The following is a 20,706-nucleotide window of genomic DNA, read 5'->3' as shown; positions in this document are numbered from 1 at the left end:
GCAGCTACAGGCGAGCCCAAACGCTGCGGCACGGGGACAGCGGGCAAAGGACTAGGACGACGACTTGAGCGAATCCGCATCGATCGGCAGACTGCGAACACGTTTGCCAGTTGCGGCGAAGACCGCATTGGTCACTGCGGCGTTGACGATGGCCGTCGGAGCCTCACCAACGCCACCGGGAGCCTCCGCGTTCTTGATCAAATGCGTCTCCACCACCGGCACCTCGTCGATGCGCATCGGCAGATAACTGTCGAAGTTGCTCTGCTCAACCCGTCCATCCTTGAAGGTGATCGAGCCACGAAGAGCGGCAGTCAGCCCGAAAAGCGTTCCACCCTGAACCTGGGCTTCTATCGTATCGGGATTGACGTACATGCCGCAATCAAGCGCACAGACGATCCGTTTAACTTTGACAGAGCCGTCGGCTGCCACTTCGACCTCGGCGACCTGCGAGACGTAACTTCCGTACGCAAATTGGACCGAAATCCCGCGACCGTGCCGCGCGGGAAGGGGTGATCCCCAGCCTGCTTTTTCTGCGGCAAGCGACAAAACGGCAAGCGCGCGCGGATTGTGGCCAAGCAATCCCTTGCGATAAGCGACGGGATCCTGCTTCGCGGCATGGGCGAGCTCGTCCATGAAGCTTTCGACCACAAACACGTTGTGAGTCGGTCCGACACCGCGCCACCAGGATGTCCGGACGCCGCGGGGCTCGACCTGGACATAGTCGACATGGATGTTGGGCAACGCATAGGGAGGCTCGGCCGCGGCTTCGACGGCGTCGGGGTCCAGACCATCCTTGATATAAGGGGGATAATAGCGAGCGAAGATCGAGGAGCCGGCGATCCGGTGCGTCCAGGCAACCGGCTTGCCGGCGGCATCAAGTCCGGCCGACAGTCGATCGAGATAGTACGGCCGATACATGTCGTGCTGGATGTCTTCCTCGCGGCTCCAGATCACCTTGACCGGGCTGTCGACGTGCTTGGCGATCTTGACGGCCAGCACCGTGCCATCGGCCTCCAGCCTCCGGCCGAAGCCCCCGCCAATCAGATGATTGTGAATCTTGATCGAATCCTTGGGCAGGCCGGTGAGTTCGACCACCAGAGCCTGCGTTATCGTCGGCGCCTGTGTCCCGACCCAGATGTCGCAACGATCCTTCTGCAGATGAACGGTGCAGTTCATCGGCTCCATCGCCGCATGAGCCAGAAAAGGAACCTGATAGATGGCGTCAAGCCGTTGCGCCGCCGCAGCAAGGGCCTTGCCTGCATCGCCATGGTTGCGGGCAACCACGCCGGGCTTTTTTGATTCCGCCTCCAACTGCTTGACGATGTCGGCATTGTTGACCTTGCTGTTCGGCCCATCGTCCCACGTGATGGCGGCGGCCTCGAGCCCCTTCTTCGCCGCCCCCATATGATCCGCCACCACGGCGACAGCTTCATCGATATTGACCACCTGCCTAACGCCCATGACCGTGAGGGCGGCTTTCTCGTTTACTGTTTTCGCCTTGCCGCCGAGCACAGGCGAGATAGCCACCGCGGCAACCTTCATACCGGGTAGCCGCACATCGATGCCGTAGAGAGCGCGCCCGTCGACCTTTATCGATGAATCCACGCGCTTGGCACGCGTGCCGATCAGCACGAAATCTTTCGGATCTTTCAATTTGATGTTTGCTGCGGCCGGCACAGGCAGTTTCGCCGCGGCCTCCACAAGTTCGCCATAGTTCAGATGCTTCGAGCCTGACCTATCGAACACAACGCCGCTGGCGGCTCGGCAAGTCGCTGGATCGATATTCCAACGCTTGGCGGCCGCCGCAATCATCAGGTTGCGACCTACTGCCCCTGCCTGACGCAGCGGCGTCCAGAAGGCACGCACCGAAGCGGAACCACCGGTGTTTTGAAGGCCTATGATCGAGTTGACGTAAAGCGCATGATTTGGGGGCGCATGCTGAACCTGAATCTGGTCAAGCTTGACTTCCAGCTCTTCGGCGAGAAGCATTGACAGCGACGTGTAAACTCCCTGTCCCATCTCGACCATCGGCATGATCAGCGTGACGGCGCCGGTTGGATTGATCCGTATGAATCCATTCGGCGCGAAGGTACCCATGACCTCGTTTTCGACCACCTGCGAAGCGGACGCCGCAAAGACGGATTTAGTGCTCGTTCCGGTCAACGCAAAGCCAAGCAGCAAGCCGGTGCCTTGGAGCAAGGAGCGCCGCGACATCGCCGTTTCGTCGCTCCGGCCCTTCAGAATTTGCCTATCCATGACCTCAAACTCCCGCTGCGCGCTTGATCGCGGCGCGAATGCGCTGGTAGGTCCCGCAACGGCACACGTTGCCTGACATCGCTGAGTCGATATCCGCATCGCTCGGCTTCGGAGTGTCTTTCAGCAAGGCCGCCGCCGACATGATTTGGCCGGACTGGCAGTAGCCGCATTGAACCACCTCCAGCTCGAGCCACGCCTTCTGCAAGGCCGCGCCCTGCGGCGCCTGGCCGATCGCCTCGATCGTGGTGACCGCGCTGTCGCCGACGCTGTCAACCGATGTCTGGCAGGAACGGACCGCCTGACCGTCGACATGCACGGTGCAGGCGCCGCACAGCGCCTGGCCGCAGCCGAACTTGGTCCCGGTCATGCCGAGGACGTCGCGCAGCACCCACAGCAACGGGATATCGCCGTCGACATCGACTTTATGGGATGTGCCGTTGATCTTTAACGTGAAAGCCATGGATGCCTCTCAAGCGCATTGGGAGCGAGGGGTGAGTCGACGAGCGCCCACGCATTGGAAGCCCTCAACATGATGAAGTCGCCTGATGCGGCCTGGTCCGGCGGATGCGACGGATTGAAGTTGCGTCGGCGCTAGTCGATGGGATCTCGCCATAGCGACGCCCATTGATCGCACCGCGGGACGAAATTTTCTAATAGCCGTCATGTATGGTTTCCATGACGGCGGGGAATAGGGCTGCGATGGCGCCATGCGAGAGCGCCTTGCATGCGATCGCGCATGCCTATCGGCACGAGTGGTCGATGAAGAGGAAGTGAGTCAGGCGACGATATTTGTTGATTTGTGTCGTTGCGCTGAAGCAATGCAGATTGTTGAGCGACAAGTGAATCCACGAACTGGTCGATGATGTCGGACATCTTGAAGAAAATCGAAACCTACAAGCGCGAAGAGATTGCTGCCTCCAAGCGTGCTCGTCCCCTTGCGAGCATCGAGGCTCGCGCCAAGGCGGCACCGCCACCGCGCGGCTTCTTCCGTGCGATCAAAGAAAAGCATGGCGCCGGCGACTATGCGCTGATTGCCGAGATCAAGAAGGCGTCGCCATCGAAGGGCCTCATCCGGGCCGACTTCGACCCGCCCGCCTTGGCAAAAGCCTATGAGGCCGGGGGCGCGGCGTGCCTTTCGGTGCTGACCGATACGCCGTCGTTCCAGGGGCATCTCGACTTCATGGTCGCGGCGCGCGCGGTAACCAATCTGCCGGTGCTGCGCAAGGACTTCATGTTCGACACCTATCAAGTTGTCGAAGCCCGCGCTCACGGCGCCGATTGCATCCTGATCATCATGGCCGCACTCGACGATGCGGCCGCTAAGGATATCGAGGACGCCGCGATCGCGCTGCAGATGGATGTTTTGATCGAGATCCACGACCGGTTCGAACTCGACCGCGGGCTGAAACTCCGCTCGCCCATGATCGGCGTCAACAACCGCAATCTACGTACGTTCGAGACCACGCTCGCGACAAGCGAGGCGTTAGCGCGGCTGATCCCGAAGGAGCGGCTGATGGTCGGCGAAAGCGGCATTTTCACGTCGGACGATCTGGCCAGGCTCGAGCGCGTGGGCATGTCGACGTTCCTTGTCGGCGAGAGCCTGATGCGCCAGCCCGATGTCGCGGCGGCAACCCGCGCGCTGCTGGTGCAGGACAGGCCAGCGACAGCGGCGGAAATGCCCTCCAGACGAACCGCGCCGTCCTCTCAAATGAGTCAGTGGCCCGCGGTCGCGCTGGCAACCGCGACGCCCCGATTCTCGTCACAGGAGTAGAGGGGTTGGCTTCGACACGAGACGACGCTCTTGGCGCAAATGCACGCGCGGCGTGAGCCTAACTTGGCTCGAAGTGGCGTAGGGGCCGACTTTAGGCGCACAATTGCAGAAGGTATACCGCAGGCTTTTCGGGTGTGGAGAAAGGCGGTAACGCTTTACTGACTCAATCCCCGCGACGCTTCATCCTTTGGTTCGTTCGGGCGGCTCGAATTTGGTATCGCGCCAATCTTGCCCAATTAGCCATTCAATCGACGGATCGTAGCCGAAGCGTCTCTCTTTCCGATCAGCGCGCCTCAGCCTGTCGCCTCAGTCTGTCGGGACCGCTCCGCGAAGGCAACCTGGCCGTTTGGAAACGTGTCCCAAGCTATTGAATTTGTTAGAGGCGAATTCGGCCGTTTTTTCCAAACGCGCGTTGATTTTGTTGAATAATCAAACTGATTTTGATTCCGCCATTCGGAGGTTCGATCCCTCCCGCCCCAGCCAGCAAGCAAGCCGTTGATTTCAAGAGAGGAATCGTTTTTTGCCGGCCGCCCCCGCCGCCATTTCGGGCGGATTGGGCCGGCTGGCTGGAAATCTGTGCCGCTTTGGTTTCCATGGCGGCGGGCGACAAGCCCCGAGTCGCCCGTAGATCCAGGTCAACGGGCGATCGTAATCACGACATAACGACGGATCTGACGTGGCGAATACCAAGAAGGCCCGCGCTGCTGCTGGCGCGAAGAAGAAAAGCAAGGGATCGGCGCGTTCCGGGATATCGTCTGCCTCACCGCTTGGCATGCTGGCGCTCGATCTTCTCGAGCAATGGAAGAAGTCCGGGCGGGACGGCATCGTTTTCCTTGCGGAAAGCGAGAACAGGGCCGAGCGCCTGGGCAGCGTGCTGCATTCGCTCGATCCCTCGCTCGAGGTGCTGGTGTTCCCGAGGCTGAATACCTTGCCCTTTGACGGGCTGGAGCCGTCACGAGAGATCGCCGGCCGGCGCAGTTCGGTGTTGAGGCGCCTCGCCCGGAGCAAGAAGCCGGTCTTCCTGGTGTCGACGGCCGAGGCGATCATGGAGCGGTTGCCGTTGCCCGCCAGCTCGGCGCGCCTCAGCATCAGCCTGAAGGTGGGGGCGGGCTATTCCGAGCAGGAACTCAAGGATCGTCTGGAAGCTCTGGGATACGATCTCGACGAAGAGGCGGATTATCCCGGCAGCGCTCTGTTCCACGGAATGACGTTCGAGGTATTTCCCGCGGGCGCGCTGGGGCCGTTCAGAATTGAGCATTCCGGTGGCGTGATCCGCAGAATCGCAGGTGTCGATCCGGACGAGCACGACGTCGTGTTCGACGCGGAGGAACTGCACATCGACCCGATGTCCGAACGGATCGCGTTGGGCGGCAAGCGGGCACAGCGGGCGGCGCTGCCGGATTATTGTCAGCGCGCGCGCTGGATCGCGGACGCCGGCGTTTCGGGCCACGCCGATAGCTGGCTGAGCACGATCAAGGAGGCGGCCGGCCGCAGGGAGGCGGAGCGCGAGTATCTGGGGCCCGCTGACTGGAAACGGCTGACCAGACGGATGAGCTCGCTGCCCCGAAAGGCAGCTTTCACCGCCACGCCTGACTTCTCGAAGGTCGCCTCGTCGCGGAAAGCTCTTCGCGCATTCGTCGCCGACACCGAGCGTGCCGGATCGCGGCTGCTGTTTGTCGCGGCGGTCGAGGACGATCTGCGCGCGATGGAACGAATGAGCGGGATCAAGGCGGAGCGCTTCGCCGACTGGAACGAGGCGGCGAAGGGGCGAGGCGGCGAAGGCGCGCTGCTGGCCGACTTCGACACCGGCTTCATCGGCTCAGGGCGCAAGCCGCTCGTCGTCGTGACGGCGACCGACGTGCTCGGCAGCAGGGCGCATCATCCGCAGCCCATGGCGAGAGCCTGGAGTTCGGCTTTCGATCATCCCGACGTGCCGGAGCGCGGCGCTGTCGTCGTGCATCTGCAGCGCGGGCTGGCCGTGCTCGATGGCTTGCAGACTTTCGATGTGGGGAAGGGATCATCGCGCGAGATGATCAGGCTGGCATTCGCGGGGGATGATGCCGTCCTCGTTCCGCCGGCCGATCTTGCGCTGATCTGGCCGTATGCCGCGGAGCTCGGCAAGCTGGCATTGGACAGGGCCGATGGCAGTACGTGGTGGACGCGCCGTACCAAGGCGGAGCAGGAAATTCAAACTGCCGCCAAGGCGCTTGCCAAACACATCGCGCAACGGCGCCGCCGGCGCGCTCCCAAGCTGGTCGCTCCCGGTCCCGCATATGAGCGGTTCGTCGCGCGCTTTCCTTATTTCACAACCGTCGACCAGGCGAAGGCAATTCACGACGTGCTGGATGATCTGGCGTCCGGTCATCCGATGGATCGGGTCGTCTGCGGCGACGTCGGGTTTGGCAAGACCGAGGTGGCATTGCGCGCGGCGGCGGCCGTTGCGCTGTCGGGCAAGCAGGTCGCCGTCGTCGTGCCGACGACTGTTCTGGCAAGGCAGCACGTCGCAACCTTCCGCAAACGGTTTGCCCCGCTTGGCATCGAAGTGGGAAGCCTGTCGCGGGCGACGTCGTCTCCGGAGATGAAGGAGACCAAGGAGGGCCTGCGAAGCGGCAAGATGAAGGTCGTGGTCGGCACGCAGGCGATCGCATCGAAGGACGTGAAGTTCGCCAAGCTGAGCCTGGTCATTGTCGACGAAGAGCAGCACTTCGGCGCGGCCGAGAAGGCGAAGCTTTCAGGGCTGGCGAAGGGCGCCCATACGCTGTGGATGAGTGCCACGCCGATTCCGCGCACACTTGCGGCGGGCCTTGCGGGATTCAGGGAGCTGAGCGTGATCGCATCCCCGCCCGTTCATCGGCTTCCGGTCGCGACCAAGATCGCTCCGCTCTCGGACGCCGCCATTGCCGCCGCATTGCTGCGCGAGCAGCGACGGCACGGGCAAAGCTTTCTGATCTGTCCGCGCATCCAGGATCTGGATCCGATGCTGGCGCGCGTGCAGTCGATGGCCCCGGAGCTCCGCATCGTCTGCCTGCATGGCAAGCTACCCGCCGACGAAATCGACGATCGAATGATGAGTTTCGTCGAAGGCGAGGCGGACGTTCTCCTGGCGACCAACATCGTTGAAAGCGGTCTCGACATCCCCAGGGCGAACACCATCGTGGTCTGCTGGCCGGAAAAGTTCGGTCTGGCACAGCTCCACCAGCTCAGAGGCCGGGTGGGACGCGGCGGGACACGCGCCTTCGCATACATGCTGACCGAATCCAGTTCGGAACAATCCGGGAGGCGTTTGGCCGTTCTGGAGGAGTTCAGCAGACCGGGCGCCGGTTTTGCGATCAGCGAGCGGGATCTCGACCTCAGAGGCGCCGGGGATCTGCTTTCGGAGCGTCAATCCGGCCACGTGCAGGTTTTCGGTCCGGTGCTCTACAGCCACCTTCTCAAGCAAGCCTCGGAGAAGACCAACGACCGGTCCGCCGATATGTGGGTGCCCGATCTCAACCTTCCGCTCGCGGATTTGCTGCCCAGGAGCTATGTGCAATCGGAATCCGTGCGGCTTGAAATCTATGGCCGTGCCGCGAGGTGCCGGAGCGAAGACGATCTGGAGGATCTCGAGGAAGAGACCTCGCGCCGCTTCGGCAGGCTGCCGTCGGCCGGTCGGGACTTCTTCGCCGCGGCGAGGCTCAGGATCGATTGCAAGCGGAGAGGTATCGTGAGGCTCGATGTCGGCCCGGAGGCCGTCGCGGCGACGTTCCTTCCCGGGAGGCTGCTCAAATCCAGAGCACGTTCGCTCCAGCGCGACGGCGATCGCGTGTTCTATTCGGACAACATACACGAGCCGCCTTTCGAGCGGATCGAGGATCTCCTGGACATTTTGGACGAGTGAGCGCGACGCGGCTCCGTCGGAGACGAGCCTTGCGGGTGCGCCGCGCGCAGTAGAGATATTTCAGCGCGCCGGGGCTGCGGAGAACAATCGACCGTTTCTGCGCGCTGACATCCCAGTGACATGTAGCATCGTTACTGCACATGCGTGGCAAACCGCCCGCCGTCATTCGGCCTGCTCCGAGCCATCGGAAAGCCCCCTTCCAGGCGCGAGTCGACGGTATTCGGGGCGGGTTATGTTGTTCAAATCGCGGCGTTTTGGGCCGAAAAGTCGTGCCCGGGATGCCGGAATCAGCGCTGCCGAAGCCGATTCTGGCTTTCGCTTTCTCAGTAGGACTACGCGTTTTGCACACCGTTCCGCGCGGTGTTGCCCAATCTTGTGCCCGATAGCGGTAACTGAAATATTCGTATTGTATTTCAATGGCTTGCGGAAATGCCGCAATTCAAAAGCCCGTGATATTTGTGCAACATTTGCCCGAAAACAGCCGCAACTTGCCCCAAACCGAGCGGTCTTTTGTTGCGTGATCGGGGGCCTTCTGTCTCATATGGAACTACGACGGAGGGGGGCATCCCGAGGTCGTCCCGTTCTAGGTGGTTCGCTTAAGTCCCTCGCGTTCATGCGGGTGTGTCCGAAGACGCGAAGCGACTAAGCGGGGATTTAAGGGACAAAGGGAACCAACCTGAGGGTGTTTTACCCGGCGGATCCGGAACCTTCCCTGAGATAGAGCAACTTGGAGGTTTAACATGAAGATGGTTAAGAGCCTTATCCTCGGCTCGGCGGCGGCTCTCGTCGCGGTCGGCGGAGCTCAGGCGGCCGATCTTCCCGTCAAGGCCAAAGCGGTCGAGTACGTGAAGGTTTGCTCCCTGTATGGTCCCGGTTTCTACTACATCCCGGGCACCGACACCTGTATCAAGCTGGGCGGCTACCTGCGCGTCGACGTTCTGGCGAACACCAACTCGGACCACACCGGCAACACCTCGGGTGCTGGTGGTGCGAACAACCGCTTCACCAACGGCTACACCTGGCGTTCGCGTGAAGACCTGAACATCGATACGCGCACCGCGACCGAATACGGCGTGGTCCGCACCTTCTTCGATGCGACGTTCTCCTGGACGACGGACAACTACGCTGGTCAGGGCAACGGCGCGACCGTCTATTCGCCGATCGGCACTGTTCAGGCTCCGAACAACGCCAGCTCTGGTGCAGTTGCTGGCGGTACGGTCGGTGTCTACTACGCCTTCATCCAGTTCGCGGGCTTCACCATCGGTAAGGCGGTCTCGCAGTTCTCGGCTCCGTGGGCCAACTACCCGGGCAACAGCTACGACGGTCTCGTCGGCGGCGGCGGCACGATCACTGGTGTGAACCAGTTCACCTACACCGCACAGTTCGGCAACGGCGTGTCGCTGTCTCTGTCGGCTCAGGATCAGACCCAGTATTATCAGGCTGGTGTGGCCAACCTCGGTGCTCCCGCAACCTTCGGCGTTGTCGGTAACACCAACACGTTCGGCCTCAGCGACTACGCTGGCACGATCGCTCCGGATCTCGTCGCGATGCTGCGCGTCGACCAGGCCTGGGGTCTGTTCCAGGCATCGTTCGCTGCGCATAACAACCACGTGGCCTACTATGGCGGCACCGAGTTGACCGGTCATCCGGACGACAAGTGGGGCTGGGCTGGTCAGTTGGCTCTGTCGATCAAGAACATCCCGACCGGACCTGGCGACACCATCAACTTGCAGGGCGTCTACACCAACGGTGCGACGCGCTACAACATCCAGGACCTCGCCGGCTCGGCTGGTGCGAACACCATCTTCGGCGGCACCAACGTTCCGGGTGCCTACCAGAGCATCGGCTTCGGCCTCGCGCCGGACAGCGTGTTCGTCACGGGCGGCCAGCAGCAGCTGATCACGACCTACGGCTTCCGCGGTGCCTACGTGCACAACTGGAATCCGAACTGGAACACCAGCATCTACGGTGCCTGGGCCCAGGTTAACTACAACGGTACGGCCAAGGGCTACCTCTGCGGCCCGACCGGCACTGGCGTGGGTGGTTCGCTCAGCAACTTCTTTAGTGCCGCTTCCAACCTGACGTCCTGCAACCCCGACTACAGCATCGCGCAGCTCGGTACGCAGACCCAGTGGACCCCGGTGAAGAACCTGACCTTCTCGGCCGACTTCACCTACACCCGTCTGGACCAGAGCTTTGCCGGTACGCTCACTTTCCCCGGCGCTGCAGGGATCGGCAAGCCGGCCGCTGTGTACGAGATGAAGGACCAGAACACCTACATGTTGCTGCTCCGCGCTCAGCGCAACTGGTAATACCGGTTGATCTGATTGCGATCTAACAGAGCCCCCGGCGCGCAAGCGCCGGGGGTTTTGCTTTGTCATGCCGGTTCTGGCGGGTCACGCGGCGAGCATGTCGCGCACCATCGGCACCACCTTGCTGCCGTAGAGCTCGATGCTCTTCATCAGCTTGTCGTGCGGCAGCGGGCCCGCCGAGTATTTCAGCTGGAAGCGCGCCGCGCCGAGCACCTTGACGGTCGCCGCGATCTTGCGGGCAACGGTTTCCGGCGCGCCGACATAGAGCGAGCCGTGCTCGGCCTCGGCCACGAACTCGTCGCGGCCCATCGGCGGCCAGCCGCGCTCCTTGCCGATACGGTCGCGCATGACCTTGTAGTCCGGCCACAGCTCCTCGCGTGCCTGCGCGTCGGTCTCGGCGACATAGCCCGGCGAGTGCACGCCAATCGGCTTCGGTTCGCGGCCAAACTGCTGGTAGGCCCGTTGGTGCAGGTCGACATAGGGTGCAAAGCGCTTGGGATCGCCGCCGATGATTGCAAGCATCAGCGGCAGGTCGTAATGCGCCGCGCGCACCACCGATTCGGGACTGCCGCCGACGCCGATCCAGGTCTTCAGCCGGCCGTGCTCGACCGGCGGATAGACCGACTGGCTCTTGAGCGGTGGCCGCAACTTGCCCTGCCAGGTCACCGGCTCCTGCTTGAGCAGTTCGGTGAACAGATCGAGCTTCTCCTCGAACAGCTCGTTGTATTGCCTGAGGTCGAAGCCAAACAGCGGGAACGACTCGGTGAAGGAGCCGCGGCCGAGGATCACCTCGGCGCGGCCGTTCGAGACCGCGTCGACCGTGGCGAAGCGCTGGAAGACGCGGATCGGATCGTCCGAGCTCAGCACGGTCACCGCCGAGCCGAGGCGGATGTTTTGGGTGCGTGCGGCGATTGCTGCCAGCACGGTCTCGGGCGTGGAGATCGCAAAATCGGCGCGGTGGTGCTCGCCGAGCCCGATGAAATCGATCCCGAGCTGATCGGCCAGCACCGCTTCGTCGACGACGTTGCGGATCACCTGGGCATGGGGCAGCGGCGTGCCGGCGGCGTCGTTGGTGACGTCGCCAAACGTATCAAGCCCGAATTCGACGGAGGTCGTCATGGTCAGTCCGGTTGTCGGCGTGGCGGAGCATCCGCCACGGGCCACCCATCGCACGCAGGCCGAAAGGTCGGGTTGCTGCGGATCGATCCGCAAGCCTGCGCTGTGGAGCCTTGGGTTGGAGATAGATGGGAACTATTGCCGGTTCAGGGGGCCGGCAAGGTCACGCCGCGAAACGCAGCGTTTCCAGGCCCGCTTCGGAGCAGCCTGCGCCAATCAGCCCGGGACCACCAGGAAGCCGGCGCGCGGGAAATGCACCACCACCTCGCCGACGCGTTCATCCGACCGGCGGATCGCGATGTGTTGCGCCGACAGCGAGACGATCTCGCCACGCACCGGGATCTTGCCGTAGTCATCCGGCATCACGGCAACGACGTCGCCGGGCTTGCGACCGTTCGGGTCGCTGGGGTCGCCGCACACAGGCGACTCCGGCCGTGCCTTCGCCGCGATCTCGAGCGCGTCGGCCGACGACATCTCGGTGCGCGTGCCGTGGCCGATGGCGCGGATGCGCTCCTCCCAAGCCGCAACGCGCGGAAAGGAATTCATGATCTCGTCCATCGTGGCGAGGCTCTGCCGCGCATACCACACGTTCATGTAGGCGCTGACGTCCGCGAGGCTGAACTCGCCGAACAGCCACGGCCGGCCGTCGCCGAGTTGCGCCTCGATCCAGTCGATATTGGCGCGGAACTGGTCGCGCATCTGCGGCAGCGCCGCGGTCATGACGGCGACGTCGAACTTGCCGCCGCGCAACTTCTCGCGATCCTCGATGAAATCCCGCGGGACCTTGTCGCCGATGAAGCCGAACACGAGGTTGACCGTGTTCTGGAAGAACGGCCGGTCGGCCCACATGCCGAGCGCCCAGGGCATGCCGGCATTGCCGGCCGGAAACAGCGTCGGCGTCGGGTAGCGCCGCTCCAGCTCGCGGATGATGATCTGGGTGTCACAATAGATGTCGGCGCCGATCTGCATCGTCGGCGTGCGGCGATAGCCGCCGGTCATCGGCATCAGGTCCGGCCGCGGCATGATCCGCGAGATCCGCACCGAGCTCCAGGCGAGCTTCTTGAATCCGAAGATGATGCGGATCTTCTCGGAGAACGGCGATTGATCGAAATGGTGCAGGATCGGCGTGGGCTGCGACATGGCCTTCTCCCGGGACAGGGTGCGATCTCGACGGACCTTGCCGCATAAGCTGACAAGATTCCGGCCGATCGCAACCTATATTCTCGGGCGAGGAGGGCGGCGCAGCGCGTTCAGAACTGCTCCGCCCACGGCCGCAGGTCGAGCTCCAGCGTCCAGGCGCTGCGATGCTGGTGGTGCAGCACCCAATAGGCGTCGGCAATGGCCGCGATGTTGAGCATGCCATCCGGCCCGCGCTCGTCCTTCAATTGCGGGCGCATGCTCAGCAGGCGGTCGCCTTCGATACCGCCATCGACCACGACATGGCCGACATGGATGCCCTGCGGCCCGAATTCCCGCGCCACGCTCTGCGCCAGCGCGCGCAGCGCGGCCTTTGCGGCGGCGAACGGTGAGTAGTTGGCCTTGCCGCGCAGCGAACCGCTGGCGCCGGTGAACACCAGCGTGCCGCCGCCGCGCGCGAGCAGAGCGGGGATCGCGGCCTGTGCCAGCTGGAAACCGCCGAGCGCGTGTTCGCGCCAGTGCTCCTCGAAGCGCTGCTCGCTGACCTTCAGGAACGGTGCCGGCCGGTTGGAGCCTGCATTGTGCACGGCCATCGCGAGCGGTGCGAGCCGCTCGGCCGCCGCGACGAAGCGCGCGACATCGGCCGCCGTGGAGGCGTCGCCGACCACGTGCGTGACCGTCGCGCCGCTTGCGGCCAGCTCGGCCGCTGTCGCGGCGAGCTTGTCGGCGTTGCGGCCGGCGATCGCGACGGGATAGCCACCGGCGGCAAAGCGACGCGCAATCGCGGCGCCGAGGCCGTTCGACGCGCCGACGCCGGCAATCAGCACGCTTCCTTGTACGGCGGTCGGCTCGAGGGCGGATCGGTCGTTCATGGCTCGCTCCATCAAGGTGCCCGCGGCGCGGGCGAAATCATTCGTCGGATGCCATCGCGACGATGCTGTCGCGCACCGTGCGCAGAATGGCGTCGGACCGCTTCTGATCGGTGAGGACGCGCGAGATCGCCAGCGCCCCGACCATCGCACTCACCGCGAGGATTGCGTTGCCGTCGTCATCGTCGCCGAACGTCTCGGCGACCTTGGCGATGAAGGATTCGATGTGCGGCTCCATCACCGCGCGGCACTGCGCATCGGCGCGGCCGACATCCGAGATCAGCGCGCCGATCGCGCAGCCCGACTTGGGCGAGTCGCGATGGGCGCGGCTGAGATAGCTCCGCACCAGTGTGTTGATGTTGACCGGCTTGTCGGGACCGCGCGCCGCGTGAGCCGATGCTTCGCCTGCGTTCAGCGCCTGTTCCAGTGCCGCGGCGATCAGGTCGGAACGCGAGGCGAAGTGCCCATAGAAACCGCCATGGGTCAGCTTCACCTGCTGCATCAGGCCGCCGATGCTGAGCGCGTCGAGGCCCTTGTCGCGGATCTGCGTTGCAGCCTCGTTCAGAATACGCTCACGGCTCCTGGCCTTGTCGGCCTGGGAATGGCCCATCTCGCCTGGCCCCTGTTTGACTCTCTTTCTGGATTATGACCATCATGCATATGGATGACAACCATCATTCAGAAATTATCCAGTCACAAAGCAGGGAGGAACTGATGTCCGGCAGCGCGAGCGAAGGGCGGGTCCGCCACGAGCGGCACGACCACATCCTCAAGATCATCATCGACAATCCCGCGAAGAAGAATGCCTTCAGTCCGGAGATGATGGCTGAGCTTTCCGACGCATTGACGCTGCTCGACAATGACGATGGCCTCTGGGTCGGCGTGCTTTGCGCCGCCGGCGGCAGTTTCACCGCCGGTCTCGACATGCCGAAGTTCTTCGGTCCGACGGCGACGCGCAAGCCGCTGCCGGAGGGCAACGTCGACCCGTTCGGATTGTCGAAGCGCTGCCGAAAGCCGATCGTCACGGCGGTGCAGGGTATCGTGTTCACCGTCGGCATCGAGATGATGCTGGCCGGCGATGTCGTGATCGCCGCGGACGACAGCCGCTTCTGCCAGATGGAAGCCAAGCGCGGCATCGCGCCGCTGGCGGGCGCGCATTTCCGCTATATCAGCCGCGCCGGGTGGGGCGATGCGATGTATCACCTGTTGCTGTGCGACGAGTTCACCGCCGCCGAGGCGCATCGGATCGGCCTCGTGCAGGAAGTCGTGCCGGCGGGCCAGCAGGTCGAGCGCGCGATGGCGCTCGCGGAGATCATCGCGCGCAATGCGCCGCTTGGAATCCAGGTGACCAAGGAGGCGGGCCGCAAGTTCATCGAAGCCGGCGAGCAGGCGGCAATTGCGATCATCCCGCAGATCCGCGAACGCGTGCTCAACACATCAGATGCAGCCGAGGGCATCAAGTCGTTCGTTGAGCGCCGCGCGGCCGTATTCCAGGGGCGCTAGTTGCGTTCACGATACGTGCTCGAAGAAGCTGTGACAATGATGTCGCAGCTTCTTGATTTCGATCACGACAATGTAGCAGCGACTCTTGTCGAGATTCGTCGAATCAGGGAGATTCGAATCCATTCATTAAATTCTATTTCGTCCTGCTTTCACTCAAGCGTCCGGTATGGATTCCCATGACAAACGCACGAGTAATAGTTGTCGGAAATAACAAGGGCGGCTCGGGCAAGTCGACAATTGCCATGCACGTCGCCATCGCGCTGATCAAGGCGGGTCAGCGTGTCGCCACCATCGATCTCGACAACAAGCAGAAGTCGCTGACGCACTACGTCGAGAACCGGCGGGACTGGGCGCGGGAAACCTCGCTGGATCTCGGCGTCCCCGCGCATATGTGCTTCGAGACGGTGAGCGGCAGGAGCAGCGAGGTCGAGACGCTCGGGCGCAGCGCGCTTGCCGAGATCGTCGAGCGGCTCGGCCGGTCGCACGATTTCGTCGTCATCGACTGTCCCGGCCATGACACCTATCTGACGACGTTCACGCATTCGCTGGCGAACACGTTGATCACGCCGCTCAATGACAGCTTCCTCGATTTCGACGTGCTCGGCAGCGTCGATCCGAACGACTTCAAGGTGACCGGCATCAGCCACTATTCGAAGATGGTGGAGGAAGCGCGGCGTCAGCGCAGCGCACACGATCAGCCGGCATTCGAGTGGGTGGTGCTGCGCAACCGTCTCTCCACGCTCGGGTCACGCAACAAGCGCCTGGTCGGCGAAGCCTTGAGCGAATTGTCCAAGACGCTGAATTTCCGCCTGGTCGATGGCCTGGCCGAACGCGTGATCTTCCGCGAATTCTACCCGCGCGGACTGACGGCGGTCGACGACGTCAGCCAGCTCGCACTCGGTGGCCGGCCGACCATGTCGCATGTCACCGCACGGCTCGAGATGGAACGGCTGATGACCGCCATCATGCTCGGCCATCTGGCGGCGCGCCCGCCGGAATCCTCCGACGCCAGCCGCGACGCGGCGTAAGGCGACGTCGGGCCGCTACCGGCAATTGGCGTTGCCGGCGTCGGCGACGATCAGGAATGTGATCGTTCTGGGTGCGAAGACGATCGTTCCGGCGACTGTCGCATTGCCGTCCAGGGCGGGGATACGATCAGAGGTTCCAAGCAAAAGCGTCGCGCCATTGAGCTGAACGTTGCCGTCGGCAGGCTTTTTGCTCGTGAGCGTGTAACGTTGCGAGGCGGCCGACAGCGTGAGCTTGCGCCGTGTTCGCCGGTCATTGTTGATGACGAGCAGGGTTACTCCATCAGGCATGTCGCGCGCGCAATGCGCATAGACATGGAAGCCGTGACGCTCCGCGATACCGCCGTCGAGCACGGTGGTGCCCATCAACCGCCGCCACAGCAGCGCAGCCCAATAGTTCGGCCGCGGCAGATGAGTTCGCTCGTCCAGCAGCCCGTAGTCGCTCGCCGCAAGCGTGTTGTGCATCACCACCTGGACGCCGGCCTTGGCCAGCCGTCCGAGTTGATCGAGGTAACGGAACGTGTCGGCGAAGGTTGCGGCCAGGCGATTGCCGCCGCATGCGGTCTCGGCCGTCTCGGTCAGCCAGATCGGCTTGCCCGGCGCAAGCTGGTCGCGCAGCGTCTCGTAGAGGGCGAGGCTGTTGCCGGTTCGCGCCAGCCATTCGTCCGACAATGCATGCCTTGCCCTGCGATCACCGCCGCATCGCGCCGACAGCGCGCCATAATGATGATAAGAGACCGCGTCGACGCCGGCTGCCGATGCGGCGAAAAGCGCTTGGGCCTCAGCGCCGGTGCCGATCGTGCCGGGGCCGAGGATCGTCACGTCGGCCGCGGTGTCCTTCATGAAGGTGCGGAACGCTGCAAAATCCCGGCCGTAGGCCGCAGCATCGTAGCCGTCAGGGGCGCTGCCGATGGTCGGCAGATCGGGCTCATTCATGAACTCGGCTGCGGCGATACGCCCGCCGGCCGATCGCGTGAAAGCGAGAAGTTGCCGGACCTGCTCGGGGCTCCATTGCCCCGCGGCGTCACGCGCGCCCGCGCTGATCGCAAAGGACGTGACGATCGGAGCGTCGACAGCGTGCGAGAACTTGATCACGTCCCGCCACTGCCGTCGCGTCAGCAGGCCGTTGAATCCGGCCGGCGGTGCAGCCGGTGGCGTCTCGGAATCCGCAAAGAACGTGCTGTTGGCCCAGGTCCCGCTGACGCGCAGATAGGCGGGGGAGAGGGCTGCGGCGAGCTTGCGAAGCCTGCCATCGTGCAGGTCGATCGGAGCGCGAGCTGCGAACCGCTCCGTTTCTGCACGCCGGCGCGTGGCGGCGGTTGCATAGGGCCTCCAGAACCGTCCGCCGGTCACCTCGACCATCTCGACGTTGTAGGACTGAAAGCGCGGGTCGATGGTCGCGACGCGCGGCAGGGTCGCGACATTCAGGGCGAACTCTGCCGCGGCCGCCTTCGTATGCGCGAAGGCTGCCATGGCCGAGACGGCGACGAGGCATCGAAGCGGATAAGCCCAGCGGTCGCGCACGGGTCCTCGCGGCGTTCCGGATTGTGGGCGTTCAGGATGCCGCCGCGGCTCACTTGAATCAATGCGGGAGCGGGCCTTGCGGCTCGTTCGCGATACGATCCCACAGCGCGCGGATCATGTCCTTCATGACCAGCGCGTCCTGCCAGCGGTCGGACAGTTCCCTGCCGTCGGGCCCGGTGATGGCATAGGGCGGGGGACCGAGCTCGCACAGGAAGGTCAGGGTCGCGTCGGGACCGGCACGTTTCCGCCAGGAGCGGATACCGTAGTCCCACCAGCCCATGAACAGCGACACCCAGCCCTGGTGCTGCGGAAAGCCGAGCGAGACCTGCACCTGCTCGCGGCTCGCGATGCGGCCATGGATGCCCCAGGCATTGTCGAGGATGCGATGGATCATCGCGTGGTTGACGTCGTCGACCGGCCAGGCGAATTCGCGGCCGACCAGATAATGCGAGAGATCGGCGGTGAGCCGCAGATCGGGAAAGCAGTCGAGCAGGTCGAGCATGAAGAACAGGTCGGTCGTCATGCGGTCGCGATGCGTCTCGACATGCACGGCGATGCCAGCCTCCACGGCAAGCCGCCGCCAGCCTTCGAGCAGCGGAATGCAATCTGCGAGCCGGCGCGGCCGAACGTCCGGCTGCAGGTTGACATGATCGGCGCCGAGCCGGGCGACCAGCTCGAGCACCGGCTTCAGGTCGTCGACGCTCCTCGGGTAGCATTGCGCCTGCCAGATCATGCCATGCGTGCGAAGGAAGCTCGTCGCCTCGCGCGCGACGGCGGGATCGATGAAGCGAACGCCGGCGCCGTCAAACCCGGCATCGCGGATCATCGCGAGCTGGGTTTGCAGCGGCCATTCGTCCTGATCGGCCAGCCGTCGCTCCATCGCCCAGAGCGACTGCAGGACGCGCAGTTGCTGCGCCACCGATCAGGCCCGCGCCGGGATCGCCGCGGGAAGCTCGGCCTGTTCGCCTTCGTCGGCGGCGATGTTCTCCTGGTAGGTCTCGGGCCCGATCCAGATCGCGACGACGGTGCAGGCGGACAAGAACATCGCGTAGCAGGCGACCGGCCACCAGGTGCCGTAGGCCGCGACCAGTGCGGTGGCAACGAACGGCGCCGGACCACCCGACAGCAGCGAGCCGAGCTCGCGGGCGAAGGCAAAGCCCGCGAAGCGGCGTTGCGGCGGGAACAGCTCGGCGAAATACGCCGCCTGCGGCCCGAACATCGCCGCCGTTACCACGGCGCGCGCCAGGATGAAGGCGAGCGCGATCATGATCCACTCCTTGGTGCCGACCATCCAGAAGAACGGGAAGGCGAGCGCCACGCCGGCCAGCGCGCCGAACATGTAGACCGGCCGCCGTCCGATCCGGTCGGACAATGCCGCGAAGCCGAGGATCGCGAACAGCTCGACCGTAAATGCCAGCATCAGCGCGCTGAGCGCCTCGGCTTTCGGCACGCCGAGCGTGGTGATCACGTAGCTGAGACCGAACACCGGGAAGAAATAGCCGAGCCCGTTCTCGGCCATGCGGGCGCCGAGCACGACGAAGAAGTTGCGCGGGTGCCGGCGCAACGCTTCCATCGCCGGATTGCTTTCGACCTTGCCGCGCGCGACCACCGCCTCGGTGTAGACCGGGGTCTCGGTGATGCGCATGCGGACGAAGATGCCGACGACGATCAGCAGGAAGCTCGCCAGGAAGGGCAGGCGCCAGCCCCAGCTCATCAAATCCTCGCGCGGCAGCATGGTCACCAGCGCGAAGGCGCCGGCCGCAAGCAGGTTGCCGACGGAGACGCCGAGCGGCGCGAAGCCGCCCCAGAAGCCGCGATGCTTCGGCGGTGCGTTCTCGACCAGATAGATCACCGCGCCGCCATATTCGGCGCCGGCGCCAAGGCCCTGGATGACGCGCATCGCGACCAGGAGGATCGGCGCCCAAACGCCGATCTGGCCATAAGTCGGCAGGAAGCCGATCGCGGTGGTGCCGATGCCGATCATCAGGAGCGTGGAGACCAGCACCGGCTTGCGGCCATAGCGATCGCCGAGGATGCCGAACAAAAGGCCGCCGAACGGCCGCACCACGAAGCCGACGCCGAAGGTCAGGAACGACAACAGCGTACCGACCACCGGATCGCTCTTCGGAAAGAACAATTCGCCGAACACCAGCGCCGCTGCGGTGCCGTAGAGGAAGAAGTCGTACCATTCGAGCGCGGAGCCGATGCTTGCGGCCAGGATCACACGCAGGCGCGATGTGCGAGCGCCATCTCTTGCCATCTCGGTCATTCGTTTCCCCGTTGTTTTGGTTTTTATGGTCGTTTTGATCGGGCACGATCTCCGCTTTTGTCGCGGCGGATCGTGCTCGTGAAAGCAGCAATGCCCGCGGCCTGGCCGCGGGCATTGTGGTCGGTCTTAAGCGGCGCGCGTGAAGTAGGATTTCTTCGACGCCGACTGGGTCTCGTAGATCGATCCCTGTCGCTTGGCCGGCGGCAGGGGCATCCGCACCGGCACGTCGGTGAGCCGCGGCGCGACCACCGGCGGACCCGACAGCAGGCGGCTGTTGAATTCGTCGAAGTCCTTCACGCCCATCAGCGGCCAGGCGTCGCTGGCAGCCACTTCATAGAGCAGCAGATTGCGCGGCCGGTTCGATGTGTTGGTCGCCGAGCCGTGCAGCGCGCGCACGTGATGGAACGACATGCTGCCGGCCTTGCCCATGCAGGGCACCGCGCGCTTGATGTCGTCCTGAATCTGGTCGGGATCGATCAGGCCTGCGAAGTGGCCGTCCTCGCCGTGATGATCCCACATCGTGGCGCCGGTGTGCGACCTCGGCGTCACCAGCATCGGACCGTTCTCGATATCGCAATCGTCGAGCAGCACGCCGATCGCGAGGATGTCGTCATTGGTGTGCGGATAGAATGCCCAGTCCTGATGCCACTCAACCGGCGAGCCGTATTGCGCCGACTTCATATTGAGCTTGGAGCCGTGCAGGCGAAGGCCGGGGCCGATCAGCTTGGTAAGGATCGAGATCACGGCGGGGCTGCGCACGATCTCGTCGAAGATCGGGTGCACCTTGTGCGGCGCCTTGATGCGGCGGACGCGCGGATTGTCAGGCGAATGGCCCGGCTCGAGGTCGTAGACGTCGGTGTGCTCGCTCACGCTGGCGGCGCCGGCCACGAGTTCCGCGAGTACCGTGCGCACCTTGCCTAAGGTCTCCTGGTTGAGCACCTCGGGGACCACGATCACCCCGTCGCGCTTGTAAGCCTGGGCCTGTTCGTCCGAAATCATGCCGTTTCTCCCATTTTGTTCCATGTTAGCGCTAACATGAGGTGATGC

At 63.9% G+C, this 20,706-nt stretch carries 15 protein-coding genes and 1 pseudogene; 5 read left to right on the top strand and 11 right to left on the bottom strand.

The features are described 5' to 3' along the window. Window positions 1-51: 51 nt before the first annotated feature. Entirely contained in the window at window positions 52-2,256 is a 2,205-nt protein-coding gene (locus tag QA635_RS30255; RefSeq protein ID WP_283063181.1) for a xanthine dehydrogenase family protein molybdopterin-binding subunit, read from the bottom strand. Window positions 2,257-2,260: 4 nt separating this feature from the next. After that, window positions 2,261-2,716 carry a (2Fe-2S)-binding protein gene (locus tag QA635_RS30250; RefSeq protein WP_212061667.1) on the bottom strand — a complete coding sequence of 152 codons (456 nt, stop codon included), beginning with the start codon at window positions 2,714-2,716 and terminating at the stop codon, window positions 2,261-2,263. Window positions 2,717-3,118: 402 nt separating this feature from the next. Here QA635_RS30250 and trpC point away from each other — a divergent pair. Continuing rightward, window positions 3,119-3,907: pseudogene (gene trpC, locus QA635_RS30245) on the top strand (indole-3-glycerol phosphate synthase TrpC); the annotation flags it as partial. 496 nt (window positions 3,908-4,403) lie between these two features. On the opposite strand, the gene QA635_RS30240 reads toward trpC, so the two are convergent. Then, window positions 4,404-4,637 (bottom strand): hypothetical protein, encoded by a 234-nt coding sequence (locus QA635_RS30240; protein ID WP_283063179.1) that lies wholly within the window; start codon window positions 4,635-4,637, stop codon window positions 4,404-4,406. 162 nt (window positions 4,638-4,799) lie between these two features. Here QA635_RS30240 and QA635_RS30235 point away from each other — a divergent pair, with 162 nt between their 5' ends. Then, the gene (locus QA635_RS30235) at window positions 4,800-7,904 is read left to right on the top strand and encodes a DEAD/DEAH box helicase (protein WP_283063177.1); all 3,105 of its coding nucleotides are present in this window, start codon (window positions 4,800-4,802) and stop codon (window positions 7,902-7,904) included. A 740-nt stretch (window positions 7,905-8,644) separates the two neighbouring features. Next, the gene (locus tag QA635_RS30230; RefSeq protein WP_283063175.1) at window positions 8,645-10,216 is read left to right on the top strand and encodes a porin; all 1,572 of its coding nucleotides are present in this window, start codon (window positions 8,645-8,647) and stop codon (window positions 10,214-10,216) included. Between the two features lie 84 nt (window positions 10,217-10,300). On the opposite strand, the gene QA635_RS30225 is transcribed toward QA635_RS30230, so the two are convergent. From QA635_RS30225 to QA635_RS30210, 4 genes are all read right to left on the bottom strand, one after another. Beyond that, the gene (locus QA635_RS30225) at window positions 10,301-11,335 is read right to left on the bottom strand and encodes an LLM class flavin-dependent oxidoreductase (RefSeq protein WP_283063173.1); all 1,035 of its coding nucleotides are present in this window, start codon (window positions 11,333-11,335) and stop codon (window positions 10,301-10,303) included. A 213-nt stretch (window positions 11,336-11,548) separates the two neighbouring features. Then, window positions 11,549-12,472 (bottom strand): glutathione S-transferase family protein, encoded by a 924-nt coding sequence (locus QA635_RS30220; protein ID WP_283063171.1) that lies wholly within the window; start codon window positions 12,470-12,472, stop codon window positions 11,549-11,551. A 110-nt stretch (window positions 12,473-12,582) separates the two neighbouring features. Then, window positions 12,583-13,341: an SDR family NAD(P)-dependent oxidoreductase gene (locus QA635_RS30215; protein WP_225643526.1), complete on the bottom strand. Its 759-nt coding sequence runs from the start codon at window positions 13,339-13,341 to the stop codon at window positions 12,583-12,585. A gap of 37 nt (window positions 13,342-13,378) precedes the next feature. Beyond that, window positions 13,379-13,948 carry a TetR/AcrR family transcriptional regulator gene (locus QA635_RS30210; RefSeq protein ID WP_283063167.1) on the bottom strand — a complete coding sequence of 190 codons (570 nt, stop codon included), beginning with the start codon at window positions 13,946-13,948 and terminating at the stop codon, window positions 13,379-13,381. 104 nt (window positions 13,949-14,052) lie between these two features. On the opposite strand from QA635_RS30210, the gene QA635_RS30205 reads away from it, so the two are divergent. Both QA635_RS30205 and QA635_RS30200 read left to right on the top strand, forming a co-directional pair. Further along, window positions 14,053-14,841: a crotonase/enoyl-CoA hydratase family protein gene (locus QA635_RS30205; protein ID WP_283063165.1), complete on the top strand. Its 789-nt coding sequence runs from the start codon at window positions 14,053-14,055 to the stop codon at window positions 14,839-14,841. 242 nt (window positions 14,842-15,083) lie between these two features. Continuing rightward, window positions 15,084-15,869, top strand: coding sequence for a division plane positioning ATPase MipZ (locus QA635_RS30200; RefSeq protein WP_283063163.1), 786 nt, complete (start codon window positions 15,084-15,086; stop codon window positions 15,867-15,869). A 15-nt stretch (window positions 15,870-15,884) separates the two neighbouring features. On the opposite strand, the gene QA635_RS30195 is transcribed toward QA635_RS30200, so the two are convergent. The 4 genes from QA635_RS30195 to QA635_RS30180 form a co-directional block, all read right to left on the bottom strand. Continuing rightward, window positions 15,885-17,390 carry a hypothetical protein gene (locus QA635_RS30195; RefSeq protein ID WP_283063161.1) on the bottom strand — a complete coding sequence of 502 codons (1,506 nt, stop codon included), beginning with the start codon at window positions 17,388-17,390 and terminating at the stop codon, window positions 15,885-15,887. A 58-nt stretch (window positions 17,391-17,448) separates the two neighbouring features. Next, a complete protein-coding gene (locus QA635_RS30190; RefSeq protein ID WP_283063160.1) occupies window positions 17,449-18,309 on the bottom strand; it encodes a sugar phosphate isomerase/epimerase family protein in 861 nt (286 codons plus the stop codon). A 3-nt stretch (window positions 18,310-18,312) separates the two neighbouring features. Beyond that, window positions 18,313-19,659, bottom strand: coding sequence for an MFS transporter (locus QA635_RS30185; protein ID WP_283063159.1), 1,347 nt, complete (start codon window positions 19,657-19,659; stop codon window positions 18,313-18,315). Window positions 19,660-19,785: 126 nt separating this feature from the next. Next, complete coding sequence (locus tag QA635_RS30180; RefSeq protein ID WP_283063157.1) at window positions 19,786-20,658, bottom strand: phytanoyl-CoA dioxygenase family protein; 873 nt, start codon at window positions 20,656-20,658, stop codon at window positions 19,786-19,788. Between the last annotated feature and the right edge of the window lie 48 nt (window positions 20,659-20,706).

This window comes from Bradyrhizobium brasilense, assembly GCF_029714345.1.
In the GTDB taxonomy this organism is placed as follows: Bacteria; Pseudomonadota; Alphaproteobacteria; order Rhizobiales; family Xanthobacteraceae; genus Bradyrhizobium; species Bradyrhizobium australafricanum.
This window is presented reverse-complemented; position numbering and strand designations above follow the sequence as displayed.

What these genes read in the sequence shown, in the direction of transcription:
- QA635_RS30215 (WP_225643526.1), bottom strand. Translation starts at nt 13,341, where the DNA reads ATGAACGACCGATCCGCCCTCGAGCCGACCGCCGTACAAGGAAGCGTG.
- QA635_RS30255 (WP_283063181.1), bottom strand. Translation starts at nt 2,256, where the DNA reads ATGGATAGGCAAATTCTGAAGGGCCGGAGCGACGAAACGGCGATGTCG.
- QA635_RS30200 (WP_283063163.1), top strand. Translation starts at nt 15,084, where the DNA reads ATGCACGTCGCCATCGCGCTGATCAAGGCGGGTCAGCGTGTCGCCACC.
- QA635_RS30205 (WP_283063165.1), top strand. Translation starts at nt 14,053, where the DNA reads ATGTCCGGCAGCGCGAGCGAAGGGCGGGTCCGCCACGAGCGGCACGAC.
- QA635_RS30250 (WP_212061667.1), bottom strand. Translation starts at nt 2,716, where the DNA reads ATGGCTTTCACGTTAAAGATCAACGGCACATCCCATAAAGTCGATGTC.
- QA635_RS30235 (WP_283063177.1), top strand. Translation starts at nt 4,800, where the DNA reads ATGCTGGCGCTCGATCTTCTCGAGCAATGGAAGAAGTCCGGGCGGGAC.
- QA635_RS30225 (WP_283063173.1), bottom strand. Translation starts at nt 11,335, where the DNA reads ATGACGACCTCCGTCGAATTCGGGCTTGATACGTTTGGCGACGTCACC.
- QA635_RS30210 (WP_283063167.1), bottom strand. Translation starts at nt 13,948, where the DNA reads ATGGGCCATTCCCAGGCCGACAAGGCCAGGAGCCGTGAGCGTATTCTG.
- QA635_RS30185 (WP_283063159.1), bottom strand. Translation starts at nt 19,659, where the DNA reads ATGACCGAGATGGCAAGAGATGGCGCTCGCACATCGCGCCTGCGTGTG.
- QA635_RS30180 (WP_283063157.1), bottom strand. Translation starts at nt 20,658, where the DNA reads ATGATTTCGGACGAACAGGCCCAGGCTTACAAGCGCGACGGGGTGATC.
- QA635_RS30220 (WP_283063171.1), bottom strand. Translation starts at nt 12,472, where the DNA reads ATGTCGCAGCCCACGCCGATCCTGCACCATTTCGATCAATCGCCGTTC.
- QA635_RS30230 (WP_283063175.1), top strand. Translation starts at nt 8,645, where the DNA reads ATGAAGATGGTTAAGAGCCTTATCCTCGGCTCGGCGGCGGCTCTCGTC.